We start from the raw sequence: 25,850 nt of genomic DNA, 5'->3' as shown, positions 1-25,850 counted from the left end.
CATAGTAGTGTGTAATCTGTATCTATATAATGTGTAGCGGGGATGTGCTAGCCGACACTCCCCTCGAGGGTTACGGATAGAAGCTTCTGCGCCTCAACGGCAAACTCCATCGGAAGCTTGCTCATCACCTCACGGGCGTAGCCATTGACGATCAGACCGACCGCCTCCTCGGTGGTGATGCCACGCTGGTTGCAGTAGAAGAGCTGATCCTCATTGATCTTCGAGGTAGTCGCCTCATGCTCCACGACCGCAGAGTCATTGCGTATGTCTGCGTAAGGATAGGTGTGCGCTCCGCAGTGGTCGCTCAGGAGAAGGCTGTCGCACTGTGAGTGGTTGCGCGCATTCTCCGCTGAGGCAGCAATGGAGACCAATCCACGGTAGCTGTTTTGGCTACTACCGGCCGAGATACCCTTAGAGACGATGGTGCTACGGGTATTGCGTCCGAGATGAATCATCTTCGTGCCGGTGTCCGCCTGCTGGTAGTTATTGGTCACGGCGACAGAGTAAAACTCTCCCACCGAGTCGTCACCACGCAGGATGCAGCTTGGATACTTCCACGTGATAGCTGAGCCGGTCTCAACCTGTGTCCAAGATATCTTACTGCGGTCGCCACGGCATAGACCACGCTTGGTGACGAAGTTGTAGATACCGCCTCGTCCGTCCTTGTCGCCTGGGTACCAGTTCTGGACGGTCGAGTACTTGACCTCAGCGTCGGTCTCAGCGATGATCTCAACGATCGCAGCGTGGAGCTGGTTCTCGTCACGCATCGGAGCCGTGCAGCCCTCCAGGTAACTCACGTAAGCGCCCTCATCTGCCACGATGAGCGTACGCTCGAACTGCCCCGTATTGGCCGCATTGATGCGGAAGTAGGTCGAGAGCTCCATAGGACAGCGCACGCCCTTGGGGATATAGACAAAAGACCCGTCACTAAAGACCGCCGAGTTCAGCGCTGCAAAGTAGTTGTCGTGCGACGAAACCACCTTGCCCAGGTACTTGCGGACAAGGTCTGGGTGCTCACGCACCGCTTCGTTGAAAGAGCAGAAGATGATGCCCAGCTCCTGAAGCTTCGTGCGGAAGGTGGTCTTCACCGAGACACTATCCATGACCGCATCGACCGCCATATTGCCCGAGAGCATCGCCCGCTCGTGGAGCGGTATGCCGAGCTTGTCAAAGGTCTTCTCGATCTCAGGATCTATCGTGCCGTCTCCTTCGTTCTTGTGACGAGGATCCGCATAGTATATAATGTCTTGGTAGTCTATCTCGGGGATTGAGAGATGCGCCCAGTCGGGACGCTCTAACGTAAGCCAGTGATGATACGCCTTGAGGCGGAACTCTAGGAGCCACTCGGGCTCCTCTTTCTTTGCCGAGATGAGGCGTACTACCTCCTCGTTGAGACCCTTGGGGATGGTCTCCGTATGGACGTCAGTCACGAAGCCATACTTGTAGTCCCCCTGGGTGATATCGTCGAGGATATCCTCCCCCGTCGGCGTCACCGCACGTACCTCTGGATCGGTAGCTGTGGGGACTGTTTGCTTAGGATTATGTTCGTTATTCACTTGATTGTTGCTTTAATTGTTTATCCTGCCAAGAGGTTAGGTCGCCTAGAGCAGCCCACGGGATCAAGCCTCGGACAGGGTCGTATAGTCTAGACTTGTCACGCTGATCTCGTCGAGGCTCAGCCGGCTCGCCCGCTTCTGTCGTGATGTCGGGTAGCTGTGCTAGCACTCCTCGTGGCAGTATGAAGTCGGTTAGATTAAAGATAAGGCTAAAGAATATGATGACGAAACACCCCGTGAAGAGTGCTCCCATAAGCTTGTTGACAACTGAAAGTGACGAATGTCTGATTGCTCTCACCGTAGGTCGTGCCAGGAAAGCTATGCCCCAACATGAGAGCGAGAAGGTCGCCACATAAGCACCCACTACCGCCACGCCGTGGGGTAGTCCGAAGGTGCGAGAGATCCAGAGCGCTACGGGTACGCCTATCCAGCGTACCAGCACATAGCCGACGGCAATGCCCAGCACGCCAATCAGTGCCGATACGACACCCCGCTTGAAGCCCTTGAAGAGTGCCCAAGCTGTACAGCCCAGGACCATATAGTCTATCCAATTGAGCGTATCACCTTCCATACTCCTCGTCCGCTACTTCTGTCTCTCTCCTAGTAATGTGATAAAGCGCTCTAGCGTCTCTCTCGTAGCACTCGGTGCGAAGCTCTTGAGCAGGTCGATAGCCTCTCGGAGTATCTGCTGGATCTGTCTCTCTGTGTAGTCAATGCCACCACGCTCACGAGCTATGCGGAGGAGGTAGTCTATTGAGTCCGCTTCGATAGGTTGCTGTAGATAAGAGATGATTTCGTCTCGCTCCGTGGAAGTCGCATGGTTGAGGACATAAAGCAGAGGGAGAGAGACCTTTCCCTCGATCAAGTCGTGACCCGTAGGCTTGCCCACGTCCTGGAGCTTGTCATAGTCAAAGAGATCGTCCTGCAGTTGGAAGGCACGCCCCATCAGTTGTCCGAGACGTGCACAGCGCTCCACCTGCTCCTCGGTAGCATCTACGCTCAGAGCTCCCAGCTTGGCACTCGCCTCAAAGAGCGCTCCCGTCTTGCGATCCACCACGGCGTAGTAGTCCTCCTCACGATAGGTGTGTGCCTTCGAGAGGGAGAGCTGCATCAGCTCACCAATAGAGAGGTTGCGCCCAGCCTGGGCAACGACACGTAACATCTCCGGATTGTGCTCCCGAGAGACTATCTCGAGGAAGGCGGTCGAGAGTACATAGTCTCCCATCAAGACCGCCTGATGATTGCTGTAGAGCGCATTGAGCGTAGGCTGTCCACGCCGTGTGTCCGACCAGTCGATGACATCATCGTGAATGAGCGAGGCAGTGTGAAGGAGCTCTATGACGAGCGCTGCGGAGAGCGTCTGCTCGTTGGTCTGTCCAGAGCAAAGCTGAGCGCATAGCCCCACGATGATCGGACGGACGTGCTTGCCCGAGGAGCGTTGCAGATGCTCTAGTGCGTGTGACAGCACCGACGCATCACTCTGTAGTGACCGCTCGAAGGCCTGCTCGAACTCCTTGATAAAGTCCGCTATCGGGACCAACAGCTGTGCCCGCTCCTCTTGCCTCATCATCGCTCGCGTCTTTATACTTCTAGGTTCTCCACCTCATGGAGCCACATACTGCTCACCGCATCGCTCGGCATGCGCCACTCCCCACGTGAGGAGAGCGATACGCTCAGCACCTTAGGCCCATCGGGCATCGCATTGCGCTTGAACTGCTGTGAGAAGAACCGCTTGAAGAAAACTCCCATCCAGTGCTTGATCTCTTGGGGCGTGTAAGCTCCCTCGAAAGCGACCTTGGCGAGGTAAAAAATCTTCTTCGGCTCAAAGCCATCGAGTAGGAAGTGATAGATGAAGAAGTCGTGTAGTTCGTACGGCCCCACGAGGTTCTGCGTCTGCTGCTCGTTGCCCGTCTTTGTATCTTTGATTGGCAGTAATTCAGGGCTAATAGGTGTAGCGACGATGTCTTGTAGCGTCGTGGCCAGTAGCGTGTCTTCAGCCTTGTGCGTAGCATACCACCCGACGATCAGTTGTATGCTCGTCTTCGTGATTCCACTATTGACCGCATACATAGACATATGATCCCCGTTGAAGGTGCACCACCCCAAGGCGATCTCAGAGAGGTCTCCCGTCCCGATCACTGGCGCGTGGTACATATTGGCGAGGTCCATCAATATCTGCGTGCGCTCACGTGCCTGCGCATTCTCAAAGGTCGCATCCTCCCGATTGCCCTTATAGTCGATGGCCGAGAGATGCTGCTCCGTCGCCTCCTTGATATCTATCTCACGGATCGTCACGCCCAGCGCTTGCATCATAGCATAGCCGTTGCGATAGGTGCGATCAGAGGTACCAAAGCCAGGCATCGTCACCGCAATGATCTGCTTGCGATCCAAGCCCAAAAGGTCAAAAGCCTCTGCCGTCACCAGTAGCGCCAGTGCCGAGTCCAGTCCGCCCGAGATGCCAATCACCGCATGCTCCGCACGCATATGCTTGAGGCGCTGTATCAGCCCGCACACCTGTATCTGAAACATCTCGTGACAACGCTCCTCGGGGTTCGCCCCCTCAGGCATAAAAGGATTGCGATCTATGACACGATCCATAGGCTGCGACTCCGCCTCAGAGCGTAGCGTGAAGGGGATGCTCACCAGCTCCTCCTCGTCGGTAAAGTGATTGACCGCACTCTTGAAGCTACTATTGATCAGACGCTCGCCATGGATACGAGACACATCAATGTCGCTCACGATCATACGCTCTTTGTATTCGAAGCGGCGCATCTCCTTGACGATCTTGCCCACCTCAGCGATAAACGCTTTACCCGTGTAGACCAGATCAGTCGAGCTCTCGCCATAGCCACTAGAGGCGTAGACGTATCCACAGATAGACTGCGACGTGGCGCCACTGATTAGCGAGCGCAGGTAGTCATGCTTGCCTGCATTCTCATTGCTCGCTGAGAGGTTGAAAATGATATGCGCACCATAAAGGCTCAGGCGTGTACCTGGGGTAAAGGGAGTCCACATATCCTCGCAGATCTCTATACCGATGCCCACCGGTCCACACTTGAAGATGATGTTGCGCCCGATAGGCACCGTGTGTGGTCCCATCTGCACCGTCTTATATTGTAGCGAATCACTGGGGGAGAACCAGCGCTTCTCCTGAAACTCTCGGTAGTTCGGCAGATAAGTCTTAGGGATCGCGCCTAGGATCTTACCATGCTGGAAGGCGACCGCCCCGTTGAAGAGCTTCTCCTCCACCTTCACCGGCATACCGACGATCACCATCACGTCAGTCTCGGCCGTCTCCTCGACCAACTGGCAGAGCGCCTTCTGCGCTTGATCCAGAAGGAACGACTGGTGAAAGAGGTCTCCACAAGTATATCCCGTGATCGAGAGCTCAGGGGTCGTAAGTATCTCTACGCCCAGCTCCTCCGCCTGAAAGATCATCTCCTTGATGCGGCTCGTATTGTAGTAGCAGTCAGCTACTCTGACGTAGGGCACAGCGGCCGCTACCTTGACATATCCATAGTTCATACCTTCGGCTATAGTCTCTTATAGTGCATTACGCCACAAAGATACAAAATCATTGTCGTCTATCCTCACGCACCACTTCGCCTAGACTCCGCAAATGCAAAATTGGCGATAGCCCAGGATACACGATTCGAGCGTCGCTATTAGTACTACAGCTGATTCTAATTACGTCTTCCTCCCGAAGAATAGAGTTTCTCCGGAGAAACTGAAATGAGCTCATTTTATAGTGTGTGATAAGCGTCAGTCCTGTGGGAATAGCCGGCCTCCGTTACATGTATTTTTTATACCTTTGCCCAATGCAATTGACTAACAAATTTACTAGCTTATGAATTACTCGCTACTCGGACGGTCACGAATGCTGACCATGACACTATGCTTATTGCTCTGTGGAGTGGTGCAGATCTTTGCACGCCCACTACGAGAGCAAGAAGCTCGACTGCTCGCAGAGCAGTTCTTCCAAAAGAACACGCAGACGCAGCAACTGCGCTCTGCTAGCCTAACCCTCGTGTCGGCTCCAGCCCGCACGACCAATGGTTATAAACTACAGTCGACGACTGAGCCAGCTCATTATTACTATGTATATAATAGGGGAGAGGCTGAGGGCTTTGTCATCATCGCTGGTGACGACCGCTTCGCACCTTATATAGGTTACGCCACGACGGGTACTTTCTCTGTTGAGCGGATGCCGGACAACCTAGCCGCTTTCCTCCAGACTTGCCAGCAGCGTATGGATGAGCTGGCTGGTCAGGTAGGTATGCAGACTCGCTTGGCACCGACGCTACCAATGGCTGGAGCGCCTGCAGAGGTGGAACCTCTACTAGGTGGTATCAAGTGGGATCAGGCTGAGCCATGGAACTCAAAGACTCCAACAGATGACAAGGGTAAGCACATGCCTGTGGGCTGTGTCGCTACCGCTTACGCTCAGGTGATGCGCTACTATAAGTGGCCTGACAAGGGCGCGGGTAAGGTAGAGTACAAGGAGCCTGGTGTCAGACGTCGTCATAAGGTAGACTTTAGCCAGACGACCTATGACTGGGCTAATATGCCTGAGTCTTTTGCAGATGTTAAGACCGCTACAGAGGCACAAAAGGAGGCTCTCGGTACGCTCTGCTATCATGCTGGTGTCGCTATCGAGACCGCTTACAATGCGCAAGCTAGTGGTAGCTTCGCTCCGAAGATTGTCACGGCGCTACGTAACAACTTTCGCTATGACAAGCAGGTGACCTTCAAGAGACGTGTCAACTACACACAAGCTGAGTGGGATAAGATGATCCGTGCTGAGCTCGCTGCACAGCGTCCTGTCGTATACTGTGGTACAGGTACAGGCGGTGGTCACGCTTTCGTCTGCGATGGTTACAACGTTGATGGCCTTTATCATATCAACTGGGGCTGGAAGGGGCTCGCTGATGGCTACTTCAACCTTAACTTCCTATCCCCCGACCAACTAGGTATCGGCGGTGGCTTCGGTGGAGGCTTTAGCATGGAGCAGGGTGCCGTCATAGGCATTAAGCCTGATCGTGATGGTACTTCTAAGGATACCGAGATCCCTCTCCTGACTACGCGTAAGTTCACTATGCACCTCCGCGCTGGTGGTTCAAAGATCCAGATGGCCGATGCCAACTACTCTGTATGGATGAGCGATGCTCCTGTCAAGAATGATGATGGCGAAGCTGAGTACACTTACTATGGTCTTACGACCTTTGGAGCTGTTAAGCTAGGTACGACCGATACGGTCTACATGGATGAGTTTGCTAAGACTAGGATTTTGGGCGGTCTCTATGACCTCTCCTCTGAGTTCCAGTTTGAGCTAGATATTACGAAGTACATCACTGCGGGTACGTGGGACTTCTTCCTAGTCTATCAGGTCACCCTACCTAATGGTAAGAAGGTGTGGAGACCTTGCGCCATGGATGTACGCGAGGGTAATAATGAGAACGGTAAGGGACGTCACACCTTTACTATCAAAAAGGTTGCACCTAATGGCTGGACAGCTAAAGAGGATCTAACACATCCATTCGCTCAGCTTGAGATGGTAGAGGGTAGTGCTCAGGCTACGCTCAACGCCTACGAGAAGAGCACCATCTCGCTCAAGCTCAAGAACACGGGCCGTGGGGAGTTCTTCAGACCACTCTACCTTGAGGTCAAGCCTGAGGGCGGTAAGTGGCGTCGTTACTCCGAGCTCTTGCCAGCTATACCCGTTGGTGAGACACAGGAGGTTACTTACAAGGCAGAGCGCTGTCCCTACGCCAAGGGTAAGGTCTCTCTCCGTGTCGCCTACCAGACGGAGGATATGGGTAAGATGCAGTACTTCGACCTACTCGATGCTACCGTCAATCCTTCAACCGCTATCAGACCAGCGTTCGTCATCGAGCCAGCCTCTAAGACTGAGCCTATGGAGGCTGAGAGAGGTACAGGTAAGTTCTCTCCAGTTCGCGTCAAGTATGTAGGCACCGTAGCTCCTAAGAACAAGGTGATGTACCGCTACATCCTAGAGTATGGACCAGAGCAGGTCTGGACAGATCTAATGCCTCTTGAGGTTAATGTCGGATACGAGCAGGAGTTCACGCCTGAGCTACCTGAGCTACTAAAGAAGATTGCTGTCTTGGGTGGCAATGAGTTCAAGCTAACGATGAGCTTCTTTGAGATTCCAGACGAAGGTCCTAAGGTGCGCCTGCCGATCCTAGAGAATCCTACTATTATGGTAACCTGCAAGAAGGGCTCTTTCCCAGTCACTAAGAATGTCGAGGGTCCTGGCAAGATCTCTTTCAAGGGTGCTGCTGATATCAATGCGGTGCTAGAGGGAACTCTGCTGACTGTCGTCGCTGAGCCTGAGGAGGGGCAAGCACTGCTCTCTCTCGAAGCTAATGGTCAGGACATCCTCGCTACAAAGAGCTTTAGAGTAACCTCTCCCACCGAGGTTAAGGCTGTCTTTGGCAAGCTCAAAACCTATAAGGTGACGCTCAAGAGCAATGATAATAAGTATGGCTCAATCAACCTCAAGGAGGCTCTTAACCCCGATGCTATACCTGAGGGTACTACGATACATATCGAGGTGCGCCCCAACGGTCAGTGCGAGCTTACAAAGCTTATGGCTAATGATGAAGATATCACGGAGACCAAGAGCTTTACGATCACGAAGGATACGGAGGTTGTAGCAACCTTTGTAGATCCTACAGGTGTCGAGAGTGTCGTAGCAGAGCAGCTACGTCTCTATCCTAACCCAGCACGTGACTACGTTCTCCTCGAGGGTATCCCTGCGGGAGCTACCGTAGCTATCTACACGCTGGAGGGTCAGCTGATCTATCAGGCAGAGGCTACTAGCAACACGCTACGCATCGAGCTTACGCAGCTACAGGAGGGTACCTATCTACTACAGGTAGGTCGTGAGACACAGCGTCTCATCATCCGTCGCTAACTCTATGCTACATAGGCTGTAGCTAACCCTACAGCGCAACACAGGAGGAGGCTCTGCAACCAATCGGCTACAGAGTCTCCTCTTATTATAGTATACGGGTAGCGATGTGTAGGAATGCTTGACTAGAATCTACTGAGGGGAGACTGTTGCAAAAGTCAACAGTCTCAACGGAGCAATTATAATGCGTCAGCCCTGATTGAGACACCAGGGCTGACGCATTATATATAGTTATTGCTGTCCAGTGAAAGCTTTTTTAGGGGGCATCAAGTAGATCGTTCTGCAGAAATGAGCTAACTATCAGTACCACTTGGGTGAAACTAAAGTTCCATACGGTGTGAAACAAAAGTTTCCTAGGTATGAAACTGGAGTTTCCTAGGTATGAGACTAAAGTTTCCTAGGTATGAAACTGGAGTTTCCTAGGTATGAGACTAAAGTTTCCTAGGTATGAAACTAAAGTTCCCTACGAAGAAAGCTGTAGATTGGTCGAAGTCGAGTAGTCGGATAGCAATAATATATAATGAACTCATCCAAGTCTCGCTTGTCGCTAATGTGTAGCTTCTAACGGAGCAATTATAATGCGTCAGCCCTGATTGAGATATTTCGTTTGCTTGTCATGTGGCGGTTTTTTTGTAACTTGCCCCCGATTTCGAAGACTGGCCGTCAGTTGCCAGTCTTGAGCAAGCTATACGGATTTGGAAATCACGTAGATAGAGTTTAGATAGTACTAACCAATAACATTATATGATAAAGAAACTACTGATTACAGCAGGACTAATTGTGGCAGCGAGTGGATTCTCGCTTCAAGTATCAGCCCAGACAGCCGATCTCTCCAGCTATGGCGATGGGGGAGTGAAGGAACCCTCCTTTATGGTCAAGAAGGATCGACAGCTGATGTCGCAAGGTCTCAAGAGAGACACGCGTCCTATCTTCAAGACCAAGGAAGAGTTCAACGTACGCTATGTAGACAAGGACAAGAAGACCGTCGAGATCGCACCAGCTCAAGATGTCAAAGAGCGTAAGCCTGGCATCTATGGCGAGAAAGTTGTGGTCCCTGAGATCCTCAACGTCAAGGATGGTACGAATCTAATCCCCTGCACTGTTGTTGCTGTAGGAGAAGCTGCGTTTGCATTCAACAACGTCAGCTCGATCAAGCTCCCTACGACTTGTAAGGAGCTTAAGGATAGAGCTTTCTCCATGACTGATATGGTGGAGGCCGACATCCCAGATCATATTGAAAAGATGGGAGACAATGTTTTCCTACTCTGTAGTAGTTTGACTAAGATCCGCATTGGTAAGGGACTCAAGCAGATGGGGGAGGATCCATTCCTTGGCTGTACGAAAATCGGCTCTATCGAAGTCAATGCAGAGAATCCTATCCTCTCCGAAAAGGATGGCGTCCTATACAATAAGGCTCAGACGATACTCTATCTCTGTCCTATGCAACGTAAAAGTACTACTACAGTAACGCTACCCAACACGGTGAAGGAGATAGCAGATAATGCATTCTATGACTGTTCCTATCTAAAGAAAATCGTTCTCAACGAGGGCTTGGAGAAGATAGGTGAGGACGCCTTTTACGGTTGTGAGGCGCTTGAGGAGATGACCATCCCAGCATCTGTCAAGGAGATCGCTCCTGGAGCATTCTACCAGCTTAAGAAGTATGAAGCCTTTAAGCTCGCTGAGGGTAACACCGTCTTTGAGGTTAAGTCTGATGGCGTCAATGAGGGTAAGCTCCTTATCAACAAGGTCAAGAACTCTCTCCACACATGTCTCTTCAAGGGAACAACCGCTGTTACCATCCCCGAGGGCATCAAGATCATAGAGCCTTACGCTTTCTTGGGTTGTAGCTGGACTGCGTCCATCAAGTTCCCAGAGTCCGTTGATAGTGTAGGACGCGCAGCTTTCTCTGAGATCTACTCTCTCAAAGAGATCGCGATCCCTGAGAAGGTCCGTGTGATACCTCCTTACTGCATCAGTGACTGTAAGAAGCTTACGAAGATAACTCTTGGTAAGAACGTCACTTTGGTTGAGAACCTAGCATTCTCTGGCAATGAGGCTATGGAGAAGGTTGGTGGTACGCTACAGATACTTGCTGTCACACCTCCAGTAGTAGGCAAGGACAGTGAGGGTAAAGCCTACGAAATGGGCAAAAACTTCTATAAGAAAGTTGTCCTAGAGGTTCCCACAGAGGCTAGAGAGGCTTATCAGAAAGATAGAAACTGGAAGAAGTTCCGCAGGATCTATCCAGTAGGCAATGAGCTAGTCCAGCCAGTGTCGCCTCTACAGATCAGCGTAGCTGGTGGTGTCCTCTCTATCGTAGCTCCTGAGGTAGCTCCTATCGCTATCTACACACTCGATGGTCAGGTCGTCTATACGACCTCTGCTCAGGAGGCCCAGCTCGCACTGCCTGCTGGTCTCTATATGGTTACCTATGGTACGCAAGCTACTAAGGTGCTTGTTGACTAAGCGCATAGCACTGTAGAGACGCTCGGACTCCCTGACATAGATGTCACTGCACAGGACGGGTGCCTCTACAGAGCTACTTCCCCTAGACAAAACTAACTAACTATATAAGGATTATGAAATCAAAACTACTCCTTCTCCTCACGCTACTAGGCGTGTTGGGGCTGATGGCACCACGAGCGTTGGCTCAGGCGCCCAAACCTGCTACTGGTACAATCACCATTACCACGGCGCTCAAAGTCGGTGATAGAATGAACCTCATCGTTGAGGGCCCTGATGGATCTAGCAAGTCCATCGAGATAAAAGGTGCTAAGGCTGTTCCCGTAGAGGGCAAGATAGCTTATGAGATTACGAGTAAGCCTATCACCGTCACAGGAGATATCCGCTCCTTCGAGATTACGATGTCTCAGGTTAAGAGCCTTAAGTTTGAGAATTGTGTCAACCTCAAGACTCTAATCTGCGGTACCAACCTTCTTGACTACCTTGACCTGTCTGGACTGTCAGCTCTAGAGTATCTAAACTGTACCTCATCAAACATCAATACGATCAAGCTTGATGGTTGTACTAGTCTAAAGGAGATTAGGGCTGATGCCAACAAGCTTAAGAGTATCAACCTAGCTGCTGCTCCTAAACTAGAGACCGTCTCCCTACCGATCAATGCTCTAACAGAGATCAATCTAGATGGGGTCTCATGTAAGGATCTAGATCTATCTAGCAATAACCTCGCATCACTAGACCTCTCTAAGACCACTGGTATTGAGGGCCTCAGTGTCTCTACGAACCCACTTACATCTATCAATCTAAAGGGGTGTACTAGTCTAGAGACCCTAAGTGCTAAGAATACAAAGATCGGTGAGATTGATCTTTCTGATCTGACTGAGTTGTCAAATGTTGATCTGCACGCAGGCAAACTTTCTAAGATTACCTTCAAAGGTAATAGTGAGCTAACGGACCTAGACCTGAGTGAGAATCAACTGACGGCAATTGATCTTAAGGAATGTCCTAAGATTGCCTACCTCAGTCTAAACCACAACGCACTCCCAGAGATGCACCTCGATGGTTTGGATAACCTCAAAAACATCAATCTAAGAAAGAACAAGCTTACGAACTTCTCCATAAAGGATTGTCCTGAGCTCAACACGGTCGTCCTTAGTGACAACCTGCTTACATCTATAGATCTAACTGGTGGTAAGGCTAGTCTGAGAACTGTTTATGTGGATGGTAACCAACTGACAACGCTAGATCTAACTGGGTTTGCTAATCTTGCTACACTCAGTGCTAATAAGAATCAGATTACTGGGGTTAAGCTAGATGGTTGTAAGGAGCTCTCTTATGTGGATCTCTCAGAAAACAAGCTTACCGCACTCACATTCCCTGGGCTACCCAACCTTTCTGAGATTTATATCCAGAGCAACAGCATCCAGGGTGATGCTATGATGAATCTCATCAAGTCTCTTCCCAAGAAGAGCGCTGGAAGTCTAGGTACTTTTGCTGGTAGTCTTTATGCTCTTCGGACACGTAGTGGCAATGAGCAAAATCGTTGTCTCAAGGCAGATGTCAAAGCAGCTCATGACTTGGGCTGGGGCATATATGATAAGCGCCCAACCAAGGACGAGAAGACTGGTAAGATTGAGGAGCGCTGGGTAGCCTATGATGGAGCCGCATTCTGCAAGATTACGACCAAGACTGTCGGCGAGGGTGGCTCTATCAAGATCAATGGTCAGACAAGCCTAGACAATGTCTACACAGATACTAAGGTTACGATTACTTCTGATCATAAGGATGGCTATGCTCTTAAGTCTCTTGTTCTAGTCTTTAAGGGAGACTCTGTCAACATTTTTAACGAGCGCTACTTCTACGCTCCCGATGTTGATGCTGAGGTGGTAGCTACCTTTACCAACGATATCTGCAAGGTAGTCCTGAAGAAGCTCGGTAAGGGTGTCCTCAAGCTCAATGGTGACGGTCTTGATACGAGAGGTTTACCTCGTGGTATGAAGATCGAGGTCGTCGCAGGTGCTGAAGATGAGTTTGCCGACTGGCAGCTTGGTGCTCTTACGATGAGAAAGCTTAAGACTGGAGGTAAGCCTATCAACATTATGGGCGATAAGAGCTTTATCCTAGAAGAGGATACAGAGGTCTTTGCTGAGTATCAGAAAACAGGCGAGAATCCTGTTGATACAGCCGTATGGGATGGCGAGAAGTGGCTCGGTGTCATCATGCCTACCGTACCAAGCTCTGAGGAGGCTCAGCTCTATCCTAACCCCGCTACAGACTTTGTCACCATCGCTGGTGCACAGCCTGCTACGACGGTCAATATCTACACGCTCTCAGGTTCACTCGTAGCTAGCTACGCTACTAGCCGTGAGGGTTATGCAGAGCTTACTGTAGCTGATCTACCCGAGGGTACATACGTTGTCCTGATCGGCAATGATCCTCGCAAGCTGATCATACGTCGTTGATGACAAGGACGACTCTATAATATAAGATACAGTGTGGATGCACAGTATGTTGCTCCACACTGTATCTTGTGTTTGGGTCGTAACTAGACTCTATACTTAATCTAATCAAACAAAGCACAGTTTACACCGCTTTATGAATCATTCGTTTATATCCAAACTACTAGCTGTGGGTGTCGTAGCCCTCTCTTGGGTTGGAGGGCTTGTGGCACAGCAGTCCTTTGGAGGAGTTCCAGCTGGCTTTACCGCTTCGACAGCTGAGTTGCGCTCAGCGGGGAGCACGCCAGTGGTTCGTGTCCTCCCAGAGTTCAACGTCCAGGACTTCCGTACGGCACGGGCGTGGAACAAGGGGCAGGTACAGTTCAAGCCTCTCACGATCGGTCGTGTCGTAAAGACCTCTATTGACTTCGCACGTCAGGCTCAGGCTATCGAGTTGGAGTATGGCAAGGAGATCTATCGTCTACGTGTCTCTTCTCCAGGAGCCAAGGCTATGACGCTCCTCTATGATGACTTCTTCATCCCCAACGATGGAGGTCGTCTCTATATCTACACTCCTGATCGTTCCACACTCTTAGGTGCATATACCCATGAGACTCATCCCAAGCATGGAGGCTTTGCCAATGAGCCTCTGAATGGTGATGAGGTCATTATGGAGTATGAGCCAGGACGCACAGGAGCCATGCCTACGCTACTCGTCTCTGGCATCGGCTATATCTACAACGCCAAGGTGGACAATAACACCAACAAGCTTCGCATCTTCTTCCCTGGTGAGGATGAGAGTGGAGATCCTATTCCTCAGATCGGTATCAACTGTCCTGAAGGTGCTGAGTGGCAAGCTGAGAAGACGGGTGTTTGCCAGCTCATTATGTATGATGAAGAGGGCATCGGTCTCTGTTCAGGCAACTTGATGAACAATACCAACCAGGACTTCCGTCCCCTTATCCTATCCGCTGCACACTGTATCTCTCTGACCACACGACAGGAGGTAGCGCAAAAGTATCTAGACAAGTGGACCTTTGTCTTCCACTATGAAAAACCTACTTGTAGTAACGGCTCTCTAGCACTCAATCGTGGTAAGTCTATCGTCGGTTGTGATGTCCGCACGTTCCTTCCCTTCTTGGGTATGAGTGATGGTCTGCTCCTTGAGGCACATACACAGGTCCCTGAGAACTATCGTGTCTACTACAATGGTTGGGATCGTTGGTCTATGGTACCCAAGACTCCAGTTGTAGGTATACACCACCCGATGGGAGATGCTAAGAAGATCTCTATCGCAGCTGGTCCTGTCAGAATAGGTCAGTGGGACACTGGTGATGGCGAGGCTGGAGCGAAAAATGCTCACTTCGTCTTCCACTATACGCAGGGAGCTACCGAGGGTGGTTCTTCTGGCTCATCACTCTTTAGCGCTGACCACCTAGTCGTCGGTACGCTCACGGGTGGTCGTACAGAGGGCGAGGACTTCTATGGACGTCTTAAGTTCCACTGGGATCACTTTCAGAAGGGTGACTCAATCGACCGTATGGACATCTACCTAGATCCTAAGGATGGTGGTCAGGCTAAGCAGCTAGAGGGTACGTGGCGTAATGGTCTCAAGCCCCTACAGTCTGTGTCTAACCTCAAGGTAGAGGTGACCAATACGGAGGCTCAGCTATCCTGGGCCGCTATTGACAAGAACACGATCCCCGCTAAGTGGAAGGTCTCTTATCGCATCTATCGCAACGGAACCTTTGTCAAGGAGGTTACCGACAATAAGTTTACAGAGTCTCGTGAGGTTGCTCTCGGAGACAAGTCTCGTGAGGGCTCAGTCGTCTACGGTGTACAGGTCCGCTATGACTATGGTGGTGAGACCCTACCAGATGATGGACGTAATGAGGGCAAGGCCTACACCTATGGTGAGTCCGATCTCCTCGAGCAGGGCGCTTACTGGGGTAATGCTGTACACACTATGACTGCTACTCCTAAGGCTAGTAGCAATGGTGTCTTGGTCGCTTGGAGTGAGCCTGCTAACCTTCAGGAGGTCTCTCTCTTTGGTTATCCCGATCCTGACAAGATGGAGTTCATCCCCTACAAGCATCCTAAGGCTGAGCTGAGGGGACGCTACTCTACGCCGAACCGCTACAATCTGACGGTACGTATCGCTAGTGATCGCTTCGTCGGAGAGGCTAGCCCAACACTCTATGCCGTGCGTCTCATACCCGATACGCTCATCAACCTCCCCGAGCCTGAGAAAGCTCAGCGCTACACGATCATCTTGCGCAATGGTATTGCTCGCAATGATATGCTCGGTGGTATGGCTGGTGTCTCTTATGAGCAGTCATTCAACGTGCCAGAAGACTGGAAGCCCGGCGAGTGGGTTACGGTGCTTCTAGACAAGCCCTTCAAGATCGATCCTATGAGCGATCTCTTCATCGGCTATGGTATCCCCAACGAGGACAACGCTGCTGGTGTCGTCTGTGTCAAGAACACCAACGATGCCGTACGTCCTTACCTAGATGGCTTCCTGCTCTCTGGTCAGATGATGGTCCCTGTACCTGAGACCAAGTTCAGGGGCTCTACACCTCCTGAGGAGTATCACGCTATGCGTTTCGTCTTCGCTCCCTCTGATCGTGTTGAGAAGCTCGATAAGTTCGACTGCTTTGCCAAGGGTAAGGTCCCCGTACCATTCCCCAAGGTCAAGAGCTATAAGCTCCTCAAGAATGGTAAGGTCATCGCTGAGGGTCTCACGGGTAATGACTACCAAGATCCTAAGGGTAGTACGACCGACACCTACACGGTAGAGGTCGTCTATGAGAATGGTGGTGCTTACGCTCCTGTAGGTGTCAGCGAGGTAGAGCGTGCGCTCGAGCCTGTCGCTTATCCTACGCAGCTCGACGCTACGGCTCAGCTATATGTGGACAATAGTGCTGAGGTGCTGACGCTTCGCATCCTGACCGTAGACGGTACTAACGTGATGCAGATCGATCAGCCAGGACGCGTCGTAGATCTCTCTACGCTACCTGCTGGTCAGTATGTCGTCGTAATGCAGACGGCTACAGGTACATTCACACAGTACATCACCAAGTAAAGTCACTTCACGAGACCAGGGCCTCATAGCTCATACGGTCTCATCAGGGGGCTGCGTGACCAAACAAACTAAGGCGCGCACCCTATAATCTACAGCTAGGAGCGTGGTAAGGAGATAGATCCTTATCACGCTCCTGTTTGTTTTGAGCAGGCATTATGGAGTAAACGACCGCTTGCGGTCGGGCTGGAGCAGTAAGCTTCACTTAGTCCGACCCACAAGGGGTCGATCTTCTACCACGTTCGCCTATCCATCGGTCGTTCGGGGCATAGCCCCGAACGACCGATGGATACGATGCGTCGGACCTCTGACGAGGTCCTTTTCCGCTGTGAAGCTGTTAGAGGAGTTAGAGGTTAGGGAGACGTCACCCTATAGGGGCGCAGTGGGAGGACGGGTGCCTCCGATCGGATACTGGCTCGTTATAATAATTTAGACCTGAATACATATCGATACGGCGCTATGTCGGGGAAAAGTGATTTCCACGTGGATATTTCGAAATATCCAGGTGGAGAATTTTTATTTTCCACGTGGGGAAGAAAAAATTCTTCGGAGGAATCAAATGAAACTTCGGAGGAAATGAATGACGCCCACGTGGAAAATAAAAAATATCCACGTGGAGATTTGAGATTTCCCACGTGGATATTCGAGAAAGGAGGGTACCGGACGAACTTCCCTGTAAAGATATGTAAGTAGAGATTAGAGGTTAGAGGTTAGAGGTTAGGGGGGGATACATTATATATAATGAGCTCATCAACCTCCCTATGGAGGAAATCGTAAATCCCTCGGTAGAGATTTCTGATTATCCAGTGAGGCGTAGGAAAATTCTTCGGACTTATGATTTCATTCTTCCGAAGTTTCATTTGATTCCTCCGAAGTTTTATTTCGCCCCTCCGTGGAGAATTTTCGTTTGCTCCTTGGATATTCCCGATTTCCTCGGGAGACGTGTAACGGCTGTAGGGTCGCACGGTCGTGCGTCCGTTGTATCAAAGGCTACAGCATCCGTTGCGTCAAATGTTACAGCGTCGTTGTTTTAACGGGAACGGACGCACGACCGTGCGTCCCTACATTTCGCTACACGTCTCGTGTGTCCCTACAGCGGGTTCGTCTCAGGGGGGCTAGCTGATACAGCCAGCTTCACGCTGTGATTTCGTACCTTTGTAGTATCTATCAATTCACAAGAGCGATGTCCCAGAGACTTAGATTTCCCCTTTCATCTACACTACGTCAGTCTGTACTGCTGTTGCTGACGCTTTTCCTCCTTAGCCAGTGCGGTACACGCCACTCTACGACGCGGAGACCGCGTATCGAGCTGCCTGACTGTACTATAAGTGAAGTAGCTTATCCTGCGCCACAACGTCCCAAAGCGGAGATGCGCGCTGTGTGGCTCACAACGATCTGGGGTCTGGATTGGCCCAAGATGACGGCCGACACGCATGCTGGTATGGTGCGACAGCAGGAGTCGCTCGACAAGATGCTTGATGACTGTGTGCGTGCGGGGATCAATACGGTCTTCCTACAGGTACGTATGCGTGGCGATCTGCTCTATCCGAGTACTCTCGAGCCTCTCTCCACGACGATCAGCAAGACGGGTGTGCTACCCGAGGGCTATGACCCGCTTCAGTATGCCATCGATGCGTGTCACCACCGTGGTCTGAGCGTGCATGCCTGGATGGTCTCCTATCCGCTAGGAACGAATGATCATGTGCGGGCGCTGGCTAAGCAGGGTAAGGGTTTCTACGCAGCGCACCCTGAGATGTGTCTCCGACAGGGCAACGCATGGTTTATGGATCCTGCTCGGCCTGCTGTGCGTACGCATATGGCCCAGCTGGTGCGTGACCTAGTGACTCGCTATGATGTGGATGGCGTGCACCTAGACTATATCCGCTATCCTGATGGCCCCAGTAAGTTTAATGACCTCAAGAGCTATCAGCGTATGAACCCCAAGCGGCTACCTCGTATGGCCTGGCGCGAGGAAAATGTGACGGCGATGATCGATACGCTCCACCGTACGCTACAAGAGGTAGCTCCTGAGGTGGCGCTCTCTACAGCTTGCATTGGCAAGTATCAGCAACTGCCTAAGCCTGCTCCTGGAGGTTACTTTTGCAAGGACGATGTGTCGCAAGATCCGCTCGTATGGTTTCAGCGCGGTATCGTGGACTTCATCGTGCCGATGATCTACTACAAGGATGGGCACTTCAACTACTACATAGCGGATTGGGCTAAGCGCATCGCACCCCACGGACCGATCGTGGCGGGGCTTGGCGTCTACCGCCTTTATGACAACTCGCGCTGGAAGCTACAAGACATTTACAATCAGCTTGACACGCTGGCGCAGTACAATCTCTCAGGGGTGAGCTACTACCGTGCTGAGCAATTCCTACAGATGTACAACCAGCTACCTGCCGAGCGACAGGATCAGCTCCTCCTGCCTACGTTGCGTCCCGCCTTTGGCGCAGCACCTCGTATTCCCTTTGGCCGAGCAAAGGTTGAGGAGATCGTAGATGACGGAGAGCAACTGACCATCACGTGGGGCTATAACCTCAAGGAGCCGACGGGGCACACTTTCAATCTATACTACCGTCTCTACGGCTCGCATCTGGACTGTCCTCTCGTACTGCTGGGGCAAAACCTCGCAGGACGCTCGGCGGTCATCTCTCGAGACTTCCTGCCGAAAGATGTCTTGGTCGAGTTCTTTGTAGAGCCCGCCACCTTTAGTGGACATACGGGCCAGCTCTCAGCGGGGGCGCTTTACTACAACTCGGATGAGCTAAAGTAAACTATGTGGGGGCTCTACCTGCATATCCCGTTTTGCCCTACACGGTGCGTCTATTGTGACTTCTACTCGCAGAGCGACTTGTCGCTACAGAGCTCCTTTGTGGAGTCGCTCTGCCGTGAGCTAGAGATATACCACGACCGAGCTGTGTGGGCTACGGCTCCTCGCACCATTTACCTCGGCGGGGGGACACCTAGTAGTCTCCCGCTCCCACTTCTAGAGCGACTGATGTGGCAAATCCGCTCGCTCTGGCGACTGGATAAAAGGATCGAGATAACCATCGAGGCGAATCCCGAGGATGTGTCCCCTGAATGGGCCAATGGGGTGGTGCAGCTAGGCTTCAACCGCATCAGCCTGGGGGTGCAAAGCTGGAGCGATGAGACGCTGCGCTTCTTACATCGTCGACACTCTGCGGCACAAGCCGAGCGGGCTGTCAACTATATACGACAGGCGGGCATTAACAATGTGAGCATCGATCTGATCTTCGCACTGCCCGAGGGGTATGAGCGGGACTGGGCCGAAAGCTTGGCGCATGCGTTGGCACTGCCCGTGACGCATCTCTCAGCCTATGGCTTGACCTACGAGCGTGGCACACGCTTGGATCGTATGCGGGAGCGCGGAGAGGTGATCCCCTCAAGCGAAGAGACCTACGTGGCGCAGTACTATGCGCTGGTCGCAGCCTGTCAAAAGGCAGGCTTTACGCATTATGAATTGTCCAACTGGGCGCTTCCAGGCTTTGCTTCTCAGCACAACAGCGCCTACTGGGCTGGCACCCCTTATCTGGGGCTAGGACCTAGCGCTCATAGCTACATCTCGGGGCATCGCTGGTGGAATGTCTCCGACATACACCTATATATAGAGCGTCTGCAAGAGGATAAGCTCCCCATAGCCGATGAGGAGTGGCTCTCACTGACCGAGCTATACGAAGAGTGTGTCATGCTGGGGCTGCGCACCAGCCGTGGCATAGACCTTCGTCGGGCGGAGCTACAAGCGGAACCAATTATGGACCGCGCCACACCGTGGCTCGATCAGGAATTGCTCACCCTCACAGACGACGACCATCTGCGTCTGACGCACGACGGACTGATCTGGTGCGACCGCATCTGCGCCGCACTCTGCTAGCTCCCCGCCAGAGGACCTATATCTGTTGAGACTGTTGCATAAAGGCGAATCGCTGTGTTGCTTTCGAGCTTCGGCTTCGGTCACATACGGAGGTATGCTCCCTTCAGACCTCACCCTCAGCGCCTTGCGCTTCATCCTTTCTGCAAAGTCAGGACAATCTTGCAAGCAAGATTGTGAGACTGTTGACTTTTGCAACAGTCACATACGGAGGTATGCTCCCTTCAGACCTCACCCTCAGCGCCTTGCGCTTCATCCTTTCTGCAAAGTCAGGACAATCTTGCAAGCAAGATTGTGAGACTGTTGACTGTTGCAACAGTCTCATGTTGTCAATTTCGGGGTTACTCGTCTCGCATCTTGTAGCCTAGCTTCTCCTTGTACTGCTGCATGAGTGCTTTGTACTGCGGGTTGTCTCGTAGGGCGGCGAGGTCGTCGTCCTGCTCGATGAATGAAAAGCTGTTGTAACCCTTTTCGAGGGCGATGCGTAGGTTGTCCAGCGCTTGCTCCGTCTTGCCCATTCGACCATAGACCCCTGAGATGCTGTAGTAGAGGTCGGCATCGTCTGGGTCCTCCTCAATACACTTAGCGATGGCCGCGATGGCCTGCTCCTGCTCGCCTAGAGACTGGTAAGCGTAAGCCATAGTTATGTCTGTCGCATCGTGCTCCTGTAGGATATCTATCACCTTGCGATAGTCGGCCGTGGCGGTGTCCTTGCGTCCCAATGCTGTGTAGCGATCTGCTCGCTTGAGGTAAGCCCATAAGAATGTGTCGCTTAGCTCGATCGCCTTGGAGTAGTCATCGATGGCCCCCTGAAGGTCCTGGAGCTTACTCTTGATCTGAGCACGCTGATAGTAGCCATCAAGGTCGTCAGGTACAAGGGAGACATATTTATTCGACTCTGCGAGAGCTCTTCGGAAATTGCCATCCTCAAAGAGCATCTGAGCCTTGCTGTAAATGTAGGTGTGGTCCGTAGGGTCTAGCGAGATAGCTTCGTCGATATACTTGAGTGCCGAGCTGTAGTCGCCTATCATCTGATAGGCAGTCGCTATGTGGCTGGCTACGAAATCGGTCAGTTCTTGTCTCTCTGTGACTTGCAGGTAGTACTCCAGTGCACCTTTGTCATCTCCGATGTTTTGATGAGCCATGCCGATAAGGAAGAGGTACTCTCCCGTTTTGCTCACGGACTCTAAAGCCTTGAGCTTAGCTTCGAGGGTAGGCATTGCCTGAGCTGCGATGATATTGAGGAGGGTATAGGTGTCTTCGTTTGCAAGGCTGTTTGCAATGGTATAGATAATGTCATCCATCGCCTCATTGTAGTGCTCTAGTTTGATGTAGACATTAGCTCTCAGATAGTAAAGAAAGCCTTCGTCTGGGGCAACCTTGATAGCTTCGTTCAAGTTCTGTATGGCATCCTCCTGCCTCTCTTGTTGCATCGCAATCACAGCCAATCCAATATAGCCTATTGGGTTCTTAGGATCGAGCGAAGCGATCTTACGCATATCCACCTCTGCGAGGTCGTACTGCCCCATAGCGGCATAGAGATTACCACGCTTTAAGTATAGATTAGGCGTGTCGGGAGCATCCTTGATAGCAGAGTGCAGGTCCATAAGTGCCTTGACACCATCCTCAAGGTCTGTATAGATGTCCGAGCGTAGGCTGTAGACCATAGCTCTACGTGCGGGCTTCGCCTGTAGGAGGGTGATCGCCTTGGTTGCAGCCTCTAGCGCTTGCTCGGACTTGCCCTGCATACGGTAAATGGTGGCGACGTAAGCCCAAGCGACACCATTGTTAGGCTCGCTCTGGAGTGCCTTCTGGACGTTCTCGAGGAACGCTGCCTGATCCTCAGGTTCAGACATGATGATCCCTAGGGTATCCTGGAGGTCGGGTGAGAATGTGTCAAAGGTTCGCTCCAAGGTGGGCAAGTCTTGTGCAGAGAGAGCTGTCGTGTCCTGCACCTGAGCGGACAGCGTAGTGGCTAAGCAGAGGAGGCTTAGCAGTAGAGCCATGATTCGCTTCATCGTATTGAGAGAGTTGTTATTTGTTGCTACAAATGTAGCTATTTCTTTCGAGAGGATAAGCTTTGGTAGGCTAGGATAACTCCAGTTCTTTATTGAGGAAGGCAACGATAGCCTTGCGGTTGTGGAGGAGCGTGTAGTGCGTGTCCGCAGCATGTTGAGACTGTTGCATAAAGGCGAATCGCTGCATTGCTCTCGGGATTCGGCTTCGGTCACATACGGATGTATGCTCCCTTCAGACCTCACCCTCAGCGCCTTGCGCTTCATCCTTTCTGCAAAGTCAGGGCAATCTTGCAAGCAAGATTGTGAGACTGTTGACTTTTGCAACAGTCTCATGGTTACCAGAGGACATAAGAAAGCCACGTGGATAGACTTGTGACTCTCCACGTGGCTATGCGATTGTGTCTGGGGTGCTTATTATTGGGGCTTCTTATAGCCTAGCTTCTCCTTGTACTGCTGTATGAGGGCTTTGTACTGTGGATTGTCTCGTAGGGCGGCGAGGTCTGTGTCGTCCTCAATGTAGATGAGGTCTTTGTATCCCTTTTCGAGGGCGATGCGTAGGTTGTCCAGCGCTTGCTGCGTCTTACCCATTCGACCATAGACCCCTGAGATGCTGTAGTAGAGCTCGGCATTGTCGGGGGCCCCCTCGATACACTTAGCGATGGTCGCTAGGGCTTGCTCCTGCTCGCCTAGAGACTGGTAAGCATACGCCATGGACATGTCTGTCGCATCGTGCTCCTGTAGGATCTCGATTACCTTGCGATAGTCGGCTGTGGCGGCATCCTTGCGTCCCAGAGCTGTGTAGCGGTCAGCTCGCTTGATGTAAGCCCATAAGTAGGTGTCGCTTAGCTCGATGACCTTGGAGTAGTCATCGATGGCGTCCTGGAGGTCCTGGGACTTACTCTTGATCTGAGCACGCTGATAGTAACCATCAGCGTCATCAGGTACGAGGGAGACATATTTATTCGACTCTGCGAGGGCTCTTCGTAGATTGCCATCCTCTGAGAGTATCTGCGCTTTGGTATAAATGTAGGTGTAGTCTGTAGGGTCTAGCGAGATAGCCTCATCGATATACTTGAGGGCAGAGCTGTAGTCACCTAGCCCCTGATAGGCAGTCGCTATAGAGTTGGCTACGACATCGTCTAGCTCTTGTCGCTCTGTGACTTGCTGGTAGTACTCCAGCGCACCCTTGTTGTCTCCGATGTTTTGATGTGCCAAACCTATGAGGAAGAGGTAATCTCCCGTTTTGTTCACGGACTCTACAGCCTTGAGCTTAGCTTCGAGAGTAGGCATCGCCTGATCTGCGATGACATTGAGTAGGGAATAGGTGTCTTGGTCTGCGAGGCTATTTGCAATGGTATAGATAATGTCATCCATCGCCTCATCGTAGTGCTCTAGCTTGATGTTGCTAGCAGCTCTCAGATAGTAGAGAAGGCCTTCGTCTGGGGCAATCTTGATAGCTTCATTTAGGTTCTGTATGGCATCCTCATACTTCTCTTGTAGTATCGCAAGCGTAGCCAATCCAGTATAGCCAGTTGCGTCTTTAGGAGCTAGCGAAATAAACTTACGCAGGTCCACCTCTGCGAGTTCGTACTGCTCCATATTCATATAGAGACCACCGCGCTTTAAGTATAGAGCAGGCGTGTCGGGAGCATCCTTGATAGCAGAGTGTAGGTCCATAAGCGCCTTGACACCATCCTCAAGGTCTGTATAGATATCAGAGCGGAGGCTGTAAACCATAGCTCTACGTGCGGGCTTCGCCCGTAGGAGGGTGATTGCCTTGGTGGCCGCCTCTAGCGCTTGCTCGGGCTTGCCCTGCATACGGTAGATGGTGGCGACGTAAGCCCAAGCGACACCATTGTTTGGCTCGCTCTGGAGGGCCTTCTGGACGTTCTCAAGGAATGCTGTCTGATTCTCAGGGCTAGGCATGATAGTCTCTAGGGCATCCTGGAGGTCGGGTGAGAATGTGTCAAACGTTCGCTCCAAGGTGGGCAAGTCTTGCGTAGAGAGGTCTATCGTGTCCTGCACCTGAGCGGACAGTGTAGTGGCTAAGCAGAGGAGGCTTAGCAGTAGAGCCATGATTCGCTTCATCGTATGATATAAGTTGCTGGTTTGTTGCTACAAATTTAGCTATTTCTCCCAAAAGAATAGCCTGCTGCTCTCCCTAAAAGCATCACAAGATGAGATAGATGGCAACGGCAACGGGGAGATGACCCTCGATGGTGTAGCGGACTCGGGAGTCGTAGTCGTACCGCTTGTCGCCGCTGTAGATGCGAGGACCGTCCCACGTGGCGATGACTCGTGAGTCGTAGTCGTATCGCTTGTCGCCACTGTAGACGCGGGTGCCGTCCCAGGTGGCGATGACTCGTGAATTGTAGTCGTATCGCTTGTCCCCGCTGTAAAGGCGAGTGCCGTCCCAGGTGGCGATGACCTGTGAGTCGTAGTCGTAGCGCTTATCTCCGCTATAGATATAGGTCTGAGCTGAGAGGGTGAGGAGGCTGCTGAGGAGTAGGGTGAGGAGTAAGAGGGTTCGTCTCATATTATTGTGAAGTTAGTAATGTCTGAGCTCGTCTTTGTTAAAGCGGAAGACTGAGATCTGTATCGCCTCATCTTCCTCGCTGAGTATAAACCACGGGTTGTGCAGTGGGTTGGGATTGCGCACAAGGTGCTTCTCACGAGCGGGGGTATTGCCCTCGAGGCACATGATCGCCACCTTGCCAGATCTGCTCCGTGCCACATCGACTATCATAACGGCATGACCATACTTGCGCCCTGTGCGTGCTGGGTAGACGAGCACATCGCCTGGCATTACATCTTGGATAGCACGGGGCTTGGTCTCCTGGTATAGAGAGAAGGTACTGCAAGCGCCATAGACGCCCCGCATATAACGCTCGAAGGCACTACGAGACGCTCCGCCAGAGTAGCGCATCGTCTTGCCATGGACATTGCGAAAGCTAATCTCTCGGTAACGCCCCTTCTGCCAAAGGTACTCAGCCCGCAGACGCATAGTCACATCGGCACACTGCTCATCGTTGCTGAGGATATCCTGGTCGATCACCGCTGAGGAGAGAAACTGCAAGCGTGCATCGCCCCCCGTGTATAGCTGCACTCTAGCACCGCGCGGCTTCAAGGGTAGGGCGCGTAGATAAGCCGTGTAGCTCCCTGCGGGCGCCTCCACACGGCTGTAGCCTGCGGGTGTAGCTATGTCGCCAATAGTCTGAGCGCCCCACGGATTGCTTGTGCGCATAGAGCGCCATAGCCAGAGTCCGCACAGGATCATCACCAGAGCCGTAGCCCCGATGACCAGCAGCGTCACTTTCTTTCGTCTAGTCATAAGGAGAGTCCCTAGTCGTTTCGCTTCCTTTACATTTGCAGTACAAATGTACGTCTTCTACAGAAATAAAAAAAGTGAACGTACGCACTCTCTACTTGAATCTGCGAACGGGGCTGACGCATAAAAATGAGCGTGT

At 51.8% G+C, this 25,850-nt stretch carries 15 protein-coding genes; 7 read left to right on the top strand and 8 right to left on the bottom strand.

Going from position 1 to position 25,850, the window contains the following annotated elements; translation table 11 throughout:
- Positions 1-47: 47 nt before the first annotated feature.
- From sufB to L215_RS0104190, 4 genes are read right to left on the bottom strand one after another with little or no spacing between them, the layout of a single operon-like run.
- On the bottom strand, positions 48-1,493 hold the full coding sequence (gene sufB, locus L215_RS0104205) for a Fe-S cluster assembly protein SufB (RefSeq protein WP_027451392.1): 1,446 nt from the start codon (positions 1,491-1,493) through the stop codon (positions 48-50).
- A gap of 55 nt (positions 1,494-1,548) precedes the next feature.
- Positions 1,549-2,127, bottom strand: a complete 579-nt coding sequence (locus tag L215_RS0104200; protein ID WP_025884072.1) for a CvpA family protein — start codon at positions 2,125-2,127, stop codon at positions 1,549-1,551.
- 12 nt (positions 2,128-2,139) lie between these two features.
- On the bottom strand, positions 2,140-3,126 hold the full coding sequence (locus tag L215_RS0104195; RefSeq protein WP_027451391.1) for a polyprenyl synthetase family protein: 987 nt from the start codon (positions 3,124-3,126) through the stop codon (positions 2,140-2,142).
- Positions 3,127-3,137: 11 nt separating this feature from the next.
- Complete coding sequence (locus L215_RS0104190; RefSeq protein ID WP_025884074.1) at positions 3,138-5,081, bottom strand: NAD(+) synthase; 1,944 nt, start codon at positions 5,079-5,081, stop codon at positions 3,138-3,140.
- 322 nt (positions 5,082-5,403) lie between these two features.
- On the opposite strand from L215_RS0104190, the gene L215_RS0104185 reads away from it, so the two are divergent.
- The 7 genes from L215_RS0104185 (at position 5,404) to hemW (ending at position 20,368) form a co-directional block, all read left to right on the top strand.
- Positions 5,404-8,493, top strand: coding sequence for a thiol protease/hemagglutinin PrtT (locus L215_RS0104185; RefSeq protein ID WP_027451390.1), 3,090 nt, complete (start codon positions 5,404-5,406; stop codon positions 8,491-8,493).
- A gap of 741 nt (positions 8,494-9,234) precedes the next feature.
- On the top strand, positions 9,235-10,959 hold the full coding sequence (locus tag L215_RS0104180) for a leucine-rich repeat domain-containing protein (protein WP_025884075.1): 1,725 nt from the start codon (positions 9,235-9,237) through the stop codon (positions 10,957-10,959).
- 113 nt (positions 10,960-11,072) lie between these two features.
- Positions 11,073-13,415, top strand: coding sequence for a T9SS type A sorting domain-containing protein (locus L215_RS0104175; RefSeq protein WP_244869671.1), 2,343 nt, complete (start codon positions 11,073-11,075; stop codon positions 13,413-13,415).
- A gap of 133 nt (positions 13,416-13,548) precedes the next feature.
- Positions 13,549-16,476, top strand: coding sequence for a T9SS type A sorting domain-containing protein (locus tag L215_RS0104170; protein ID WP_025884077.1), 2,928 nt, complete (start codon positions 13,549-13,551; stop codon positions 16,474-16,476).
- A gap of 456 nt (positions 16,477-16,932) precedes the next feature.
- The gene (locus L215_RS0104165; RefSeq protein ID WP_027451388.1) at positions 16,933-17,166 is read left to right on the top strand and encodes a hypothetical protein; all 234 of its coding nucleotides are present in this window, start codon (positions 16,933-16,935) and stop codon (positions 17,164-17,166) included.
- A gap of 490 nt (positions 17,167-17,656) precedes the next feature.
- Positions 17,657-19,249 carry a glycoside hydrolase family 10-like protein gene (locus tag L215_RS0104160; RefSeq protein ID WP_025884403.1) on the top strand — a complete coding sequence of 531 codons (1,593 nt, stop codon included), beginning with the start codon at positions 17,657-17,659 and terminating at the stop codon, positions 19,247-19,249.
- 3 nt (positions 19,250-19,252) lie between these two features.
- Positions 19,253-20,368 carry a radical SAM family heme chaperone HemW gene (gene hemW / locus L215_RS0104155; protein WP_025884404.1) on the top strand — a complete coding sequence of 372 codons (1,116 nt, stop codon included), beginning with the start codon at positions 19,253-19,255 and terminating at the stop codon, positions 20,366-20,368.
- Positions 20,369-20,706: 338 nt separating this feature from the next.
- Here the strand turns inward: hemW and L215_RS0104150 are convergent, their stop codons facing one another.
- The 4 genes from L215_RS0104150 to L215_RS0104130 all read right to left on the bottom strand — a co-directional run bounded on the left by L215_RS0104150 (position 20,707) and on the right by L215_RS0104130 (position 25,714).
- A complete protein-coding gene (locus L215_RS0104150; RefSeq protein WP_027451387.1) occupies positions 20,707-22,383 on the bottom strand; it encodes a tetratricopeptide repeat protein in 1,677 nt (558 codons plus the stop codon).
- Positions 22,384-22,797: 414 nt separating this feature from the next.
- Complete coding sequence (locus tag L215_RS0104140) at positions 22,798-24,471, bottom strand: tetratricopeptide repeat protein (RefSeq protein WP_027451386.1); 1,674 nt, start codon at positions 24,469-24,471, stop codon at positions 22,798-22,800.
- Between the two features lie 82 nt (positions 24,472-24,553).
- Entirely contained in the window at positions 24,554-24,919 is a 366-nt protein-coding gene (locus L215_RS0104135; protein ID WP_027451385.1) for a hypothetical protein, read from the bottom strand.
- Positions 24,920-24,931: 12 nt separating this feature from the next.
- Positions 24,932-25,714, bottom strand: coding sequence for a DUF4846 domain-containing protein (locus L215_RS0104130; protein ID WP_025884218.1), 783 nt, complete (start codon positions 25,712-25,714; stop codon positions 24,932-24,934).
- Between the last annotated feature and the right edge of the window lie 136 nt (positions 25,715-25,850).

The sequence above is a fragment of the Porphyromonas uenonis DSM 23387 = JCM 13868 genome, assembly GCF_000482365.1.
In the GTDB taxonomy this organism is placed as follows: Bacteria; Bacteroidota; Bacteroidia; order Bacteroidales; family Porphyromonadaceae; genus Porphyromonas; species Porphyromonas uenonis.
The sequence above is the reverse complement of the archived record's forward strand: the minus strand, read 5'-3'. Positions and strand labels throughout refer to the sequence as shown.